Annotated in this window: 4 protein-coding genes; 2 read left to right on the forward strand and 2 right to left on the reverse strand. The window is 57.1% G+C overall.

The window, feature by feature from the left end; translation table 11 throughout:
• Positions 1-102: 102 nt before the first annotated feature.
• Positions 103-5,607 carry a right-handed parallel beta-helix repeat-containing protein gene (locus H8B14_RS04990; protein ID WP_187314473.1) on the reverse strand — a complete coding sequence of 1,835 codons (5,505 nt, stop codon included), beginning with the start codon at positions 5,605-5,607 and terminating at the stop codon, positions 103-105.
• 338 nt (positions 5,608-5,945) lie between these two features.
• Positions 5,946-8,678: a 4-alpha-glucanotransferase gene (locus H8B14_RS04995; protein WP_187314474.1), complete on the reverse strand. Its 2,733-nt coding sequence runs from the start codon at positions 8,676-8,678 to the stop codon at positions 5,946-5,948.
• 246 nt (positions 8,679-8,924) lie between these two features.
• On the opposite strand from H8B14_RS04995, the gene H8B14_RS05000 reads away from it, so the two are divergent.
• Together H8B14_RS05000 and tamL are read left to right on the forward strand one after the other, a co-directional pair.
• Positions 8,925-14,078: a translocation/assembly module TamB domain-containing protein gene (locus H8B14_RS05000; protein ID WP_187314475.1), complete on the forward strand. Its 5,154-nt coding sequence runs from the start codon at positions 8,925-8,927 to the stop codon at positions 14,076-14,078.
• Positions 14,079-14,151: 73 nt separating this feature from the next.
• A complete protein-coding gene (gene tamL / locus H8B14_RS05005; protein ID WP_458363598.1) occupies positions 14,152-16,497 on the forward strand; it encodes a translocation and assembly module lipoprotein TamL in 2,346 nt (781 codons plus the stop codon).
• The last annotated feature ends 527 nt before the right edge of the window (positions 16,498-17,024 follow it).

The following is a 17,024-nucleotide window of genomic DNA, read 5'->3' on the forward strand; positions in this document are numbered from 1 at the left end:
TTAATGGTTGGCTGCAGCAAGCTTACTGGCGAAATACGAACACAAAAAAGCCCCTTCTGAAGTCAGAAGGGGCTTTTTCACTATTAGCAGTCAGCAGACCACTTATTTCTTAATCAAACGCTGGTTCAGGCTTAGGCCGTTGCCGCGTACCAGCACGATGTATGTGCCCGCAGGCAATGCTTGTACATCAATAGCCTTATCCACACCACCCTGCACTTCATAGGAACCCATGATACGGCCTGTGGCATCAAGCACGGTAGCTTGGTAAGTGCCGCGTGGCAGCGTAGCCAGGTCCAGCGTAGCGGTGCGGTCCAGCGTAGTGGCTGGGTTCGGGAACACGCCCAATGTTACCTGCGTCGTGCCAGTCGTAGCCGGGAAGCTCACCGTGCGCACAGGGCTGGAGCTAACCGTTCCGTCAGTGTCCACCTGCTGCAGGCGGTAGTATACCACACCTTGGCGCTGGCGCCCAACGTTCGCATCTGTGAAGCTATAGGTAGTAGTCTGGCTGGTGGTGCCGCGGCCCTGCACCTGCCCGATGCGCTCGAAGCTACGGCCATCGAAGCTGCGCTCTACATCGAAGTGGTCGTTGTTCTTCTCGGAAGCGGTGCTCCACGTCAGCAAAGCGCTGGCGTTGCGGGCCGCTACCTCGAAAGCTTTCAGCTCGACAGGAAGAGGAGAAGCGCTGACAATAGCATTGCCCGAGAATTCCGATGTGTTGCCAACAGCTACACCGTTTACCAGCGTCGTGCTCAATATTGTCGCGGTAGCCGTAATACGAGCATTCGTAGCATTCAGGGCGGCTAGCTGAGCAGCGTTGAGGCTGGCTAGCGGAATAGTGAAGGAGAAGCGCCGAGCGTTATTTTCACTGCCCTGGTCTGCACCGTAGATCAAGCCGGAATAACTGCCCGTCCGGGTGTCAGCGTCGTCCGTGGTATTGCCTTCCGTTCGGGCGGCCAGGTAAGTGCGTCCTTCGCCAAAATCGGCACCTACAACATCGGCTACATAAAACTCTACAACTGCGTTAGCAGGAGCATAGCCCAGAATTCGCACGTTGGTTCCGTCTTTCGACAACTGCGTGATAACCGGGAAATTAAGCAACCCGTTGGCGCCGGTATCAGCATCACCGTCATCGTTGGTCGAAATACCATTGCCAGTAACCGTGGCATTATTGGTCAGGTCGATGCCTAAGTCACCATTTCCCGAGAAGCTATTCTGAGTGAAACGGTTGCCGCTTGTACCACTCTGCGCCACAATACCATCTCCTGCATTACCAGTAATAGTGTTCTGGCTGAATAGGTTGTTGTTGCCAACCTGGATGCTGATGCCTGCATTATCCGCCGAAGCACCGTTTCCATTGTTGAGGATAGTGTTGGCAGAGACGAAGTTGTTGTTGTTACCACTGGTAGCCAGTAGCAAGCCCCACCCTCTGTTGCTGCTCATCACGTTGCCCGTGATGATGTTAGTAGAGGCATTTACCAGGTTAATACCGTCGGCATCGTACGTCGTGGTACCGTTAGTGGTAGACACATTGCTCCGCAGCACGTTGTTGCTCACTGTCACACCCGTAGCACCGCCATCAAGACGAACACCCGCAATGGCATTGTTGAGCGCCGTTACATCAGTTACCACTGACCCAGTTGCGGCGGCACCATTGATCGTTACGCCTGCGCCATCTGAGAAGGTAGGTGTACCCGTCGTTGTTACGCTGCCACGAGCGTTGCTAAGCCCAACTGAAGCTATGCGAGTGTTAGCACCCGTCACGACGAGGCCCCTTACGCTGTTGAAGTCCACTACTACTTCCGGGCCAGTGGTTTCGCTACCAACAGTTGTGGAAGAAGCAATGTTGTTGCCTGTCACCGTAGTTTGCTTGCTACCATCCAGCGCTGTGTTAGCGGCGGAGATGTTCGGCAGAGCCGTGGCCAGCGTAATGGTTGCTACGTTATTAACAAAGCCGCCATTAACCCCAGAGCGCAAGCCAGCCGGAATGTTGCTTGTGCGGCCATCGCCAATCATAAAGATGCTGGTTTCAACACCCGCAGCCGGATCTACTGCTGTAGTGCCTGTGGCCACTGTACCGTTGAAAGCCACCTGATTTAGGTTGGTATTCGGCAGCGCGTTGCTGTTGAGGATGAATTGCCGCAATGAGCCGGCACCTGCATCGTTGGTGTTCGTAATAACGTTGAAGTTGAAGCCAAAGTCAACGTTGGTAGCTGCTGCAACTACTGCCGGAATAACCACAGTAGCCACTGACTGCAACGTTGATGTGCCGCCAATAGGTGCGTTTAAGGCAGTGAAGGTCTGCGAGCCATTGTTTTGCGGAGCATCTGCAATGGTTGGCACTTCGCCACCCACACGGTTTACATCACCGTTTACGAAGGTTTGAACTGCCAGCACGCCTGTTGCCGTAGCATTCCGGACTGAGGTTACCGTCGAGTTAACTACACGTACCGCGTAATTGCCGCTTAGCACTAGAGGGAAAGAATAGGTTCCGTCAGCAGCAGTAGTCAGCGTATTCACCATTTGGTTGGTGGCCACATCATAAAGCTCTACTACGGCACCACCCCGCGCGATGCTATTATTGGCAAAACTGGAAGCCACTGCCGACGCGTTAGCAGTAGTGTAGTCGCGGCCTGCGCCGCCACCGTAGTTCACGTCATCATAGATGCGGCCCGATATAGTTGTGGCGTTTTCTATCGAAATCGTGTAGGTCGCTGGGTTTGCACTTAGCTCGTTGCTGTTATCGATAGCGCTGAACAGGAAGGTGGCCTCACCAACAAAACCAGCCACTGGGTCAAACTGCAGGGTAGCTGCCTGAGCCGCGGTAATAATCTGGCCGGTGCTCACCGCCACACCATTCAGGGTCAACAGACCTTGCGTGGTAGCATTGGGAACCGACTGGATGATGTATGAATCAACCACGCCCGGCGCAGTATCGGTACCGGCCAATGAAGGAATGGTGGTTGCGGCGGCTCCATTGGCAATCCGGAACGACACGTCACTGGCTACCGGCAGAATGTTAGCATCACAGTTGCTGCCGTCTTTGGCTTGGGTAGCAACTGATGCGTTGGTCACGGCCATTTCATCTAAAATGGCTTGGCCTGCGCCTGCACCGAGAGCGTCGAAGGCAATCTGTATGCGTGCTAATCCAGGAAAACCACCAAGATTAAACGACTGAGATGTGGCATTTGTATTACCAATGTTGGTAAAGCCAGTTTCTGCAATCAGTGCGCCAGCGCTGTTTACTAAGCGCAGATTATAGCGGGGAGTGCCTGTGAGGCTCGTTGCCCGGAACTGGAAGGCAACCGAGCTTGAGTTGGTCAGGCGCAGTAAAGGGCTAGTATAGCTCGAAGCAGTCGTGGTCAGCGTGCCAGTAACCAACGACGTATTCCCGGCAATAACCTGTGCCGCCGTATTAGTAGTTGTCATATTAACGTACGTTTCGCAGATATCAGTCGGCGTGCGGCCTTCAAAATTCTGACGATACGCGGCTTCCCCGGCATTCACCTGCTGACTCGCTTCGTTGTTAAGCGGATTGGTTTCAGCAGTAGTGGAAGTAATAGTTGACGTGTTAGTGAACGTGCCGTTCTGGTTGATTCGAGCCGTAATGGTTAATGTGGCCGAGGCACCACTGGCGAAAGTAGTAGTGCCTGAAGTTACCGTCCATACGCCGGTAGCATTGTCATAGGCACCTTGCGTGGTAGTAGCGCTTACAAAGGTTAAGCCGGCAGGTAGAGCGTCGCGCACCTGCACGTTTAGGGCAGGACTACCCGTATTGCTGGCTACTACCGTGAATGTCACTTGGTCGCCTACCAAATAAGGCCCTAAATTCACTTGTTGCGTAACTGCCAGGTCGGTAGCACCAGCAGCTGCACCAACTGGGATGGTATACGTGGCAGTGTTGGAAGTAGCGCCCAAATCATCTGTTGCTACATAACTAAACGTAGCATTGCCGACATAATTCAACACCGGGTCAAACCGCAGCGTAGTCATTTCGGCCGGAGTGAGTGTCCGGTCAGCGAGTGAAGAGGTATTGCCGGTAGCAAGCGTGATAGTTGCGCCTGCCCGAGTGTAGCTCAGCGTACCCTGCGTGGTGGTGTTAGGCAAGGCACTGATTACATAGTTGGCAATCGTGTTGTCACCATCGGGGTCTGATCCTTGCAAAGAAGGAATATCAGTTGCCGCGTTGCTGTTGGGCATTGTTGGAGCCGTCACGTTCTGCGCCGTTGGCGGACGGTTGATTACCGTCGTTACCTGCGCATTCGGCAGGCTGCCATTGTTGTTTGTAGGCTCAATATCGAGGCCGGTTGTGGTGCTGCTGGCACGGCCGGTTACGGGGCCTGGAGTAGGCATCGTAAACGTAATGGTGGCCGTGCTGCTAGCGCCAGGGGCAAGTGTACCGGCGGGTGGCAACGTCAGTACACCAGTTGTGGAATTGTAGTTAGTACCAGCAGCAGTGCCATTAATGGTTACGTTGGTCAGACCAGCTGAGAGCTGTACGGAAGCTTGTACTCCCGCAGCCGCAATGTCACCTTGGTTGGTGGTAACTGCCGAATAAGTAACCGTCTGGCCAGCTATTGCCCGTGCCGGACCCGTCAGTGTTGTAGCCAAGTCCACCTCCGCGCACCACACCATAGAAGGCAGGTTGATGGTTTGCAGACGTAAACGGTTGGCTTGGTAGGTCTGCGTATTACGGTAGATAATTTCCAGACGGGCAATAGCAATGGCCGGAGGAAAGGTAAGCACCACTGTACCAGCCGGACCGCTATTATTTGTTACACCTACAATTGTGTTAGTACCTGATACGAAAGCATTCGACCCATTAAGGCCCAATGCTACATCAGCTGCCGACAACTGGTATGGAGTGGAACTCCCAATAGCATACGCGTTGAAGGTCACTTCATCCACGAAGTCACTGCCCCCATTTTCCAGCGTACTAACGTCAATATCCTCCATGCTGAACGCCAGATTGCGTACAGGACGGCTGAAGTTCATTTGCACCGTAGAACGGTTGTCGGTGGCAACGTTTTCGTTGTCTAGCTGCCAAAATAATCCCCGATTGGGAATCAGCGTAGTAGCATTGTTGACTTGCAAAATGTTGGTTTGTCCCGCTGGCACAGAGGATGTGTAATTGCTGGTGCTAACCGTAGTATTTGCAACGGTTATTCCAGTCTGTGCCTTCCAGTTTTCTCCAGCAGTGCGCTCCGAAAAGTCGATGGCGCTATTCTGGCTGCAATCAGCGTTGCTAACTGGCAGCGAGAAGCTTGCGGCAGTAGCTACGTTAGAGGTATTGTACGTGAAGCTATAGTTGCCTGCCGGAGCTGCGGCATCCGGGTCGTAGGAAAGCTGGCTTCCGTTCGCTACCGTAATGTTGCGCGGGACAGCAGTAATTTCGACGCCATTTAGGAGTAGACGCCCCCGGGTAGGAAGCGTTAGGATGTTATAGCTGCCTGGAGTAGCCGTAGCTGCCAGCGGCTTAATGGCTGTGGCACCAAAGGATTTTGGTATGATGGGTGCAGCCCGGTTCACGGCTGTTTGTGCCCAGGCAGGAGCTTCCATCAGACCCAGCCAGGCGACCAATAAGGTGGCTAAGCGTAAGGTTGTTTTCATGGTAAGAAGTATGGTGTTGTAAAGAGTTGCAAAGGCTGTTAAATCAGATGGTGTTCAGGCAGCTAAAGGCTTAGTTGGAGCCAACAAAACTAATTTGGTTTTTGGGCTGAAGAGAGTGATTTTCGCTGAATCCGGTAATATCCTCGGTGAATAAGTCAGCTTGTGCGCAAATTCTTGGTATTACTATTCTCCTATCTCAGCCACTCAAGCACAAGGTCTATTCTAGCTATTCTCTTTTACGTTTTATTTCCCAGACTTGGATTTATAGTACAAAACAAATAAAAAAGAGGCCATCCTGCAACAGGAAGGCCTCTTTTAGTTGTTAAGGATAACTACCTCTAATACGCGCTGACTCTGTTGCTACGAATATTAATATTTTTTATTTCTTCATTAAAGTCAATTTTATCAAGCAATTCTTCCAATGCTATGTGCAGCCGATACTTCCAGAAGTGCGTGGGGTTAGCCGGCACGTTAATTTGTTCATCGTCGGGGTTGGCACGGCGCAATTCGGGACTCATAGCCAGCAAATCCTGGAGTGGGAAGATGGCCCACATGGCGGGAGAGTGCAGATGCTGTACTGTTATTTCGCGGGCAACCCACGGCTCACAATGGTATGGCGCCTGCTCACCCCAATGGCCCAGAATGGTCTCAAAAAAGCGCTGGGTTTTCACGTGGTCTTCCTCCCACCAGCCGCGCACTGTGCTCATATCGTGCGAGCCGGGGCTCACCACTGACAGATAAGGCGCCGCATCTGGGTGGCCGAATTCCACGGTAGGGTCAGAGGGCATGCGCTGGATGTTGAGGCCCAGCATGCCAAGGGCCTGCATCACGCCGGGCACCGAGGCCGGCACCATGCCCAGGTCTTCGCCGCAGATGAGCATGTTGGTGGCGTAGCGCACTGGTGGCAGCTTCGTGAGGCCCTGCTCCCGCCAGAAATTCTCGTGGCGACGGAAGAAGAAGTCATTGTAGATTTCCCGCATGCGGTGCTGGTCTTCGCCATTCAGCTCCTTAAATGAAGTCGACTTCTCCACCGTGATGCGCGGGTGGTAATGGTCGGGGCGCAAATCATCGGGCACGAACAGCACCTCGTTGGCGAGGCTGTAGAGGCCGGCGCGCAGCCACTGGTAGTGTTCGGTGTTGGCGGGGTCGGCGGTTATTTTGTCGGCCAGCACGCTTTCCATCTGGCGCTGGGTGCGCACGTGCTTCTTCAGCCGGATAGCGCCGTAGCCAGCGTCTTCCATAAACTCGTCGAACACAGCCTGCGCCTGGCCGTGGAAGATACCCTGCAGCGTATGCCAGCGGATGTACGGCTCGCACAGACGGCCATAATTAAACCAGCCCAGACGCTGCTCGATTTCGTGCTGGTGTAGCGGCAGAGCGGGCGAGAAATGCCCGAGCAATCCTTCCACCGAGTGGCCGGGAATCTCCCAGATACGGAAGAAGCCCAGGATATGGTCAATGCGCAAGGCATCGAAATAGCGGGCCAAGGTGCCCATGCGTTGTTTCCACCATGCGTAGCCGTCCTCGGCCATCCGCTCCCAGTTATAGGTAGGGAAGCGCCAGTTCTGGCCAGTGGTCGAGAAGTCGTCGGGAGGGGCGCCAGCCTGCTGGTGCATATGGTAGAGCTCAGGCTGGGTCCAGGCGTCCACGGAATGGCGGTAGATACCGATGGGCAGGTCGCCTTTGAGCACCACACCGTGCTGGCGGGCGTAGTTCACAGCATCGAGCAGCTGCTTATCCAAGTGAAACTGGATGAAGAAGTGCAGGCCTACCTCGTCGAAATTGGGGGCGTCTTCGCGCACTAGCTCGGCTACCTTGGCTGGCGTGCGGTACTGTTCAGGCCACTGCTGGAAGTCAGCGGTGCCGTACTGGTCGCGCAGGGCGCAAAAGGCCGCGTAAGGCTCCAGCCACGACTTCTGCTCTTCGCGGAACAAGTGGAAAGCCGGATCGGCCAGGAATGCAGCTTTCTCCTGCTGATACAGCAGGCGCGCAAACTTCCACTTGGCGTTCATCACCGGTTCGTAATCCACAAAGTCCTTGGCGTTCAGCTCCTGGCGGATCTGCTCCAACTCCTGCTGCGCGGCTTTGTCTTTCAGTGGCGTAATGGCATCGAGGCTGAGGTACTGCGGGTGCAGGGCAAACACCGAAATAGCCGCGTACGGGTACGAATCGACCCAAGTGTGGGTGGCTACGGTGTCGTTGATGGGCAGGATTTGCACCAGCTTGAGGCCGGTTTGCACAGCCCAGTCGGTGAGCAGCTTCAGGTCCGGGAACTCGCCTACGCCCAGGCCCTGCTGGCTGCGCATGGCAAACACGGGCAGCGCCACGCCGGCTCCGCGCCAAGTGCTGGGGTAGCGGAAGTTGTCATCGGCCCGAACGCGCAGCGTGCGGCGGTCCTGGGCGGGTGGCAGAATCCGGTCTTCGCCGGTTTCCAGCAGCACGATTTGCTTGGTAGCCGGGTCCCAGATGCCATACTTATACTGCGTGGCCTTGTCGGGTTGCTCTAACGCCACCTCGGCCGTCCAGGTTGGGTAGTCAGCATCGGAAAGAATGACGGCTTTACGGGCATCCCAGGCGCCCAGGGCCGCATCGGAGCCCAGCACGCACACCTGATGGCCGGACTCTACGCGCGGCGCGGCCAATTGAAAGCGCATCACCGAATCGGCAACGCGGGCGACTTTGGCAGTTTTGGGTTCAGTGGCCGGGCGGCGTAGCAGGGCCTGCGTGAAAGCGGCCGTGAACAGCTCGTTTTCGGGCTGCGCGGCCGGGCGCCAGTAGTCTTCCAGCACAAGGCGCGAAAACTGGCGGCCATCGTACTGCACCTCGCGGTTGGGGCCCCATTCCCAGTGCTTGCCACCGTCCTGGTCGTCGAGCAGAATGTATTTGTATTCGACTGTACCAGGCGCATCGTCGGGCAGGCTGATTTCCTGGCTCCAACGGCCGAGTTCGGGGTTGTACTGTAGCTGAAGAGCTTGGTCGAGGTTCCAGGCACCCAGGCTGAGCTCGGAACCGCACACCACCAGTCGCTGGCCCCACGCAGTGCGGAAGGGCAGGGAGAAACGAAGAATCATGGGGCATCTAAGATGAAGCACGAAAGATACGGGGTCAGGAGGGGAATGTGCGCATTTGCGGCGCAACAGCTTCGCATACTTTGGGGCAGCTACAAGTCCGTACCGCCGGAACTTGGCATCTAATTCCCAACCTGCGGGCCGCTTTGGCCGTTGGGTTACACTACACCCTAATTCTGTACGGTTATCAACTCGCTACCTACTTACGCCCGTCGCGCGCTCTATGCCCTCCTGGGCCTAGTAGCTTTTGTGCTGCTCCTAGTTATAGGAGTGGTTGTGGCGCTGCAATTTCCTTCGGTGCAGGACTACGCCGCTAATAAAGCGGCTGGTTATCTGCAGGATAAAATTGGCACCGAAGTACGCATTGCCAAGTTTCGTACTGATTTCAAGCACGCGCTTAGCCTGGAAGGCGTGTACATCGAGGACCAGAAAGGCGACACGCTGCTGTCGGTGGGCCGCCTGGGCGTCGACCTGGATTTGTGGGCCCTTACGAAGTCAGAAATCAACCTCAAGGAGCTGGAGCTGAACGACGGCAGGCTGGCCATCAGCCGCACGCTGCCCGACAGCGTGAGCAATTACGACTTCATCATCAATGCCTTCACCACGGCCGATACGGCCACTACCGCGCCGGCCGACACCACTGCGGGCTTTAAGTACGACATCGGCGACCTGCGCCTGACCAATATCCGCCTCACCTACGACGACCAGGTGGAAGGCATGAACGTGCGCACGAAAGTAGGCGAGCTGGCCGTAGCCATGGACGCCGTGGATGTCGATCAATCCATCTATAAGGTAGACGAAGCCACGCTGCGCAACACGGCCATCAGCATCGCCCAAACCAAAACCGCCCCGCTCGATACGGCTGTGGCTGAGCCGCTGGCCCTCACGTTCGGGCTCAACAAGGCCCTGCTCAGCAACGTCAGCCTAACCTACAAAAACGACCCGTCGGCGCAGTTTATCAGTACCCGCGTAGGCGAGGCTGAAATTACAACCGACAACATCGACCTGATAAACTCGCGCGTGGCCCTGAACACGGTGAAGCTGCGCAACACCAGCATTGCCTACGCCCAGAACGAAAACGTGCCGGTGGAAAAGCGCCTCGTAAACCCCGCCGAGGTGGTGCGCGACCTGAACGACGCCGTGGAAGGCGCCACCGGCCAGCCCAGCAACTGGGTGGTAACGCTTAACCGCTCCGACATCCGGGGCGTGGATGTGGCCTTCGACAACTTCGACGAGCCCAGGCAGCGCACCCGCCTGCCTGCCCTCGACTACAACCACCTCAAGTTCTCGGACCTAGTGCTGAACGTGGAAAACCTGCGCTACTCCGAAAACAGCACCACCGGCCGCATCAACCAGCTGGCCGGCCGCGAGCAAAGCGGCTTCCGCATCGACTCGGCCACGGCCGACGTGGTATTCGACTCGGTGCAGACCCGCCTCACCAACCTCGACCTGATTACGCCGCACACCCGCATCCGCCAGACGCTGGGCATGCGCTACAAGAGCCTCGACGCGCTGGCCGACACCCGCCAGCTGCCCAACCTGGGCATCGAGGGCGACCTGCGCAACGTGCGCCTCGGCTTCCGCGACATTCTGTATCTGGCCCCCGACCTAGCTGGCACGGCTCCGTTCAACACCGGCCCCAACCAGTCGGTGCTGCTGAGTGGCCGCGTGAGTGGCCGCGTAGGCGACATGCGGATTCAGGGGCTGGAGTTCGTGGGCTTCCGCAACACCATCGTGAAGGCCAGCGGCCGGATTCAGGGCCTGCCGGAAACTGACCGCCGCCTCTACACCGACCTGCGGATTCAGCAATTCACTACCTCTGAGGCTGATATCCGGATGCTGGCGCCCAAAGGCACCATTCCGCCCGGCTACAACATTCCGCCCCGCATGACGGTGGCCGGCACGTTCCGCGGCCGCCCATCGGCCATGCTGTTTGATGCTGATTTGCGCGCTACTACCACATATGGCAACATAGCGGCGAAGATTGACCTGGGCGCCGGCCCCAAAGGCCAGGAACCGATTACGGCCGTGTTCAGCACACAAAACCTGAACGTAGGCCGCATCCTCAACGACCCTACTATTGGTACCGTCACGGCCAATGGCCGCCTGAGAGGCCGCGGCGGCCTCGACCCGAATCTGCTGCGCGGCCAGCTCACGGCTAACGTGCAGCGCGCCACTTACAACGGCTACACCTACCGCGGCATCACGGCCAACGTGGGCATCGACCGGAACCGCTACGTCATCGATGCTAAGAGCCGGCAGGACCCCAACCTGAATCTGGATTTGCTGGCTACCGTGGATCTGCGCAATGCCAGCAACCCTAGCTACTCAGTGGAGCGCCTGAACCTGCGCGGCGCCAACCTCACGGCCCTGGGCTTCTACACCGGCGGCGACCTGCGCGTGCAGGGCGACCTGACCGCCAACCTCAGCGGCTCCGACGCCAACACGCTCAACGGCACGTTCTCGGGCCGCAACATCATCATCGTGCGCGACAACCAAACCATTCCGCTGGACTCGGTGAGTGGCCGTATTGTGCAGCGCCCGGGCCGTACGGAAGTAGTGTTCAACTCCAACGTGGCCGACTTCAACCTGCAGGGCAACACCCGCCTCGGCGACCTGGCCACGGTGTTGCAGGAGCACATCGACCGCTACTTTGATTTGCCCGGCGTGCGCTACCGGCCCTCGGCTACTTACCGGCAGTTCACGTTTGATGCCGACGTGAAGAACACCCGGCTGGTGCAGAAGCTGGTGCCCGACCTCAAGCAGCTCACGCCGTTCAAGCTCACCGGCAGCTTCGACAGCCGTGCCGCCAACCTCCAGCTTAATACCCGCATTCCGCGCATCGTGTATATGGGCTATGCGCTGGATTCGCTGAAATTCAACGTCAGCTCGGATGCGCAAGAGCTGGACTACGGCCTGGGCTTGCGCCAGATCAGCCAGGACACCACGCTGCGTATCCCCAACCCTACACTGGCCGGCAGCGTGCAGAACAACCAAATCGGCACCCGCCTGCGCATTGCGGAATCGGATAGCGCCGAGCGGCTGAATATGGCCGGTGTACTGCGCGTGCTTGGTGGCGGCGACTCCTACGCTTTCAGCTTCGACCCCAAGCTGATGCTAGACCGAGTGGCCTGGAACATCACGCCCGGCAACGAGCTGCGCTACACCACGGCCACCGGCGCCATCTTCGCCAATAACCTGGAGTTCAGCCGCAACAACCGCAGCCTGAAACTACAAACGCTGCCCGGCGCGCAATATCCGCTGCAGCTGAACATGCAGAACCTGGAATTAAACGGCCTGGGCCGCGCTGCCGGCCTGCAGGATTCGCTTATTGCCGGTACCCTCAACGGGCAGGCCCTCGCCCTTAGCTTGGGCCAGCCGACACAGGCATTCACTGCCGACGCAACGCTCAGCAACCTGGTTTACAACAAAACGGTGGTCGGCGACGTGAACCTGAAAGCCACCAACCCTACCGCCAACCGCTACAACGTAGACGCCCGCCTCACCAACGCCCAGGGCGCCGACGTGCGAGCCATAGGGTACTATCTGGCCACGCCGCCCGACCCAATTCGCTTTGATGTAACCGTTAACCGGTTTGATTTGAAAATGGCCGAGCCATTTTCGGCCGGGCAGCTGCGCGAAGGGCTCGGTGGTTTGACGGGCAGCATCGTGGTGACAGGCACCGCCGCCCAGCCCATCATCAACGGCGCGCTTACTACCACCGCTGATGCCGGCCTGACGCTCACCCAACTGGGCTCCGACTTCCGCATGCCCAACCAGACGGTGCAGTTCAACCCACAGAACATTGCCTTCGACAACTTCACTGTTCTGGATTCGCTGGGCAACAAGGCGGTAGTGGATGGCCGCATCATCGTGCCCAACTACGCCGACGTCAACTCCTACCGCTTCAACCTCAACGCCACCACCGATGACTTCCTGGCCGTCAATAGCCGCGCCGCCGACAACGAGTTATTCTATGGCAAACTGGTACTGGACTCCGACACGCGTATCAGCGGCAACCTGAATCTGCCCGTGCTCAACACCAACGTGCTAGTAGAAGAAGGCTCCGACCTAACTATTGTGGTGCCCAACGACGAAGCCGGCCTAGTCGCTACCGACGGTATCGTGGAATGGATTGACAAGAGCGCACCCGTTGATACGATGCTGGCCCGGCAGCTGGCCTTGGATTCCGCCAAAACCGCCGCCGGCTACGACATCACCGCCCGCATCACCGTCCGCGACAACACGCCGTTCACCCTCGTCATCGACCCGATTTCCGGCGACAACCTAAAGGTGCGGGCCGAGGGCACGCTTAACACGGCCATTGACCCCACCGGCACCATTAGCCTCACCGGCCGCCTCGATGTGACCGACGGCGCCTACAACATGTCGCTCTACGACTTGGCGTCGCGCGAATTCAAGATTGGCTCCGACAGCTACATCGTCTGGAGCGGCGACCCTTACAATGCCCAGCTTAACATTGCGGCCATCTACAACGTGAAGGCCGCGCCGGCCGAGCTGCTGGCCGCGCAAGGCGTAGCCGACGAAACGCTGAGTGCGGTGGGCCGCAATCAGCTCCCGTTTCAGGTTTTCCTGAACGTCACCGGCGAGTTGCTGAAGCCTGTCATCGGCTTCGATATCCGCTTGCCCGAGGAGTCGCGCTCCGAGTTGCGTGGGCCAATTGAAGCCCGTTTGGCTCAGCTGCGCCAGCCCAGCGAGGCGTCGGAGCTGAACAAGCAGGTGTTTTCGCTGATGGTGCTCAACCGCTTCATGGCCGACGACCCTTTCAAAAGCAGTGGCGGCAACATCGTGGCCGACCAGCTGCGAGGCTCCGCCAGCCAGGTACTCACACAGCAGCTCAACAACCTCACCGGCTCCTACCTCTCCAATCTGGGTGTGGAGTTGGGCGTAAATTCTTATGCCGACTACAGCAGCGGTGCCGAGAAAACCCGCACCGACCTCAACGTAGCCGTGCGCCGCCAGCTGCTTAACAACCGCCTCACTGTCCGCCTTGGCACCGATGTGCCGCTGGGAGGCGGCAACCAAGCCAGCCAGGGCCAGAATCAGGCTGGCATCAGCTCGTTTGCTGGTGATGTGAGCATCGAATACAACGTGCTGGCGAACGGCCGGATTCGGCTACGGGCCTTCCGCAACAACGCCTACGGCGACATCGACGGACAGTTTGTGCGCACCGGCGCCTCGCTCATCTTCCAGCGCGACTACCGCGACCTAGCCGACCTGTTCAAGGGCATTGATGATACGGTGAAGGAGGAGGTAAAGCAAAACCGCCGCCGCCAGCGCCAGGAAAAGAAAACCGCGCAGGATTCAGTCCAAGCCGTTACGTCGGAGCTGCGGCGCGACACTACGCGTACCGCACAGCGGCCGGCCACCTCCGGCCGCTAGCTGCCTATAGTCGCCGGTTTCTGCGGCGCTTCACCACCGTATGATTTTCTCGAAACCGCCTGTTTTCCGCATGATGCCTTCTTTCTTTTGTCGCACTATTCCAGTTGCTGTAGCGCCATCTGCTGGCCCAGCTTGGGCATGGCGGCCTTCTGTTGCGCTGTTGGTATTGTTGTTGGTTGCCAGCTGCTCTGGCACCAAGTTCGTTCCGGAAGGCAGCTACCTTTACACGGGAAGCAGCGTCAAGTTGCAGTCCACCGACCCTATTCCCAACGAAGCAGCCCTCACGACCGAACTGACGGCCGTTATTGCGCCCAAGCCTAACACCTCGTTGCTGGGTGCCCGCCCCAAGCTCTATTTCTGGAACATGGGCCAAGGCAAGACCAAGGGATTAGGCAAGTGGCTGGCCGATAAATATGGCGAAAAGCCGGTCTTACTCAGTGAAGTGGACACCCAACAGGTGAAAAACCTGATGGCCAACCGCCTCAACAACAACGGCTATTTCAAGCCGGTGGTCCACAGCAAAGTCGAAAAGAAGGACCGCACCGCCACCGTTGATTATCTGGCACAGGTAGGCAAGCCTTACCTCATCAAGCAGATTCAGTACCCCGAGCGTGACACCTTGCTTGATCGGGCTATTCGGGCCACGCAGGCCGGTTCACTCCTCAAAGTCGGCGAACCTTACAATCTGCAGAAACTCATCAATGAGCGAATTCGAATTGATGCAGCCTTGAAAAACCAGGGCTATTACTATTTCACTCCCGACTATCTGCTGTTCCAGGTGGATAGCACCCTCGACAATCAAGCTAATATCTACCTGAAGGTAAAGGGCTCTATCCCAAAGCGCGCTGCCCAGCCTTATGTGCTTAACCGCGTCAGCCTTAACACCGATTATTCGCTCTCCGATACCGCCTCCCAGGGCCGCCCGCCCATCATCTACCAAGGCTACCGCTACTATCCGGATGAGAAGATGTTCAAGGCCAAGGCCATCACCAACGCCACATTCCTCTACCCGGATAGTGTCTACCGCCGCCGCCGTGCCGACCAGACCTTAAGCCGCCTCATGAGCCTGGGCACGTTCAAGTTCGTCGACATCCGCTTCCGCCCGGCTCGCAACCAACCCGACTCGGCTGAATACGGCCACCTCAACGCCTTTGTGCGCATGACGCAGGTGCCGAAGAAAAGCCTCCGGGCCGAAGTGGCGCTGGTCAGCAAATCCAATGGCTTCGTTGGTCCTGGCTTCCGGATTCAGTTCCGCAACCGTTCCGCCCTGCGCGGCGCCGAACAGTTACTCATCAACGTCACGGGCGCTTTCGAAAACCAAACCAAGACCGGTACCAACGCCATTGGCCTCACCTCCTACGAGCTAGGCGCCGATGCCCAGCTTATCGTACCCCGGCTCATCACGCCGCCCTTTGATATCCGCCTGCGCAACTCCGATTTCCAGCCCCGCACCACGTTCGGCGCCGGCTACAAGTACGTGCAGCGCCTCGAAGCCTTCCAGCAGGATGCCTTCAGCCTCAACTACGGCTACACCTGGAAAAACAAAATCACCAATGAGCACGAACTGCGCCCCATCGACCTGCAATACCTGCGCTTGGGTAATGTTTCGCCAGTGTTCCAAGATCTGCTTGATAACAATGCGTTCCTAGCAAATAGCTTTCGTCAGCAGTTTATCTTGGGCAGCAGCTACCGCTACACCTATAATCAGCAAACCCTGGAGCAGCGCCGCAACCAAATCTACTTCAGCGGGGGCGTTGAGGTGTCCGGTAATGCTGCCTACTTACTCAGCAACCTCACCGGCCAAACCAAAGAACAGAACCCCGACGGCACGAAAGCCTACACATTCATTGGTCAGCAGTTTTCGCAGTACACCAAAGTTGACTTGGAACTGCGCAACTACCTCCGCACTTCCTCCGACCCTACCAGCGGCAACAAGATTGCCACCCGTGTCCTGATTGGTGCCGGCCTGCCCTATCTCAACTCCAGCGTGCTACCCTACCTCAAGCAATATGGTATCGGCGGCCCTAATAGCGTCCGCGCTTACGCTGCCCGCGGCATTGGCCCGGGCACCTACAAACCCAATACAGAACGTCTCACCAACTTCTACGACCAAGTTGGCGACCTGCGCTTCGAAGCCAATGCCGAGTATCGCCAAGACTTATTTCCCTATGTGAAAGGAGCCTTGTTTGTAGATGCTGGCAATATCTGGCTGGTCAACGAAGATCCTGACCGCCTAGGAGGCAAGTTTGAACCCAGCAAATTCTTAAATCAACTAGCCATAGGTGCCGGTGCCGGTATCCGCATCGACGTCCAGTTCTTCGTCATCCGTTTCGACGCCGCTATGCCCATCCGTGCACCATATGGCACGCCAGATGACAAAGCACCTCGTCTAAACATTGCCATTGGGTATCCCTTCTAGAACTAACACTTCCGCTAAATGAAGAAGGCCGCGCATCTGCGCGGCCTTCTTCATTTAGCGGAAGCAGCAAGTCTTAAATTGCTGAAAATCAGTTTAGACGATGACCTAATTCAATTTAGCAGTTGATAAGTAACAACCAAAAGACTGAAGCTTTTAAAGTAATTCAATCCCACAAGAGCTATTAAAATCAGCATTGAGCCATTATGTGGCATCTCACTGCCAAGGCTTTATGAGCAGAGCTATCTAAGGGTTATAGCGGCGTTGCTAAACGGTCATCTGATCATCCGAAGTAAGTTCGCATATTCATCACCCAGCCTCCGATTCCTGCTGTAGACTCCAGAGTATTAGGAATGCCTGGCACCAGCCTTACCAGTTGGCTTACCAGCTAGCAAGCAACAGGTGCCTATTGGCTTAACCACAAACAGTAAGCGGCCCCCGCGCCGGCCTCCGCAGGGGAGGCCGGTCCGGGGGCCGCTCGGCTGTGGCCGCACACCCCGTGCCGGGGCGGGCCACAAAGACAGTAAGGT

Origin of the sequence: Hymenobacter puniceus, assembly GCF_014333525.1 — a bacterium.
GTDB lineage: Bacteria > Bacteroidota > Bacteroidia > Cytophagales > Hymenobacteraceae > Hymenobacter.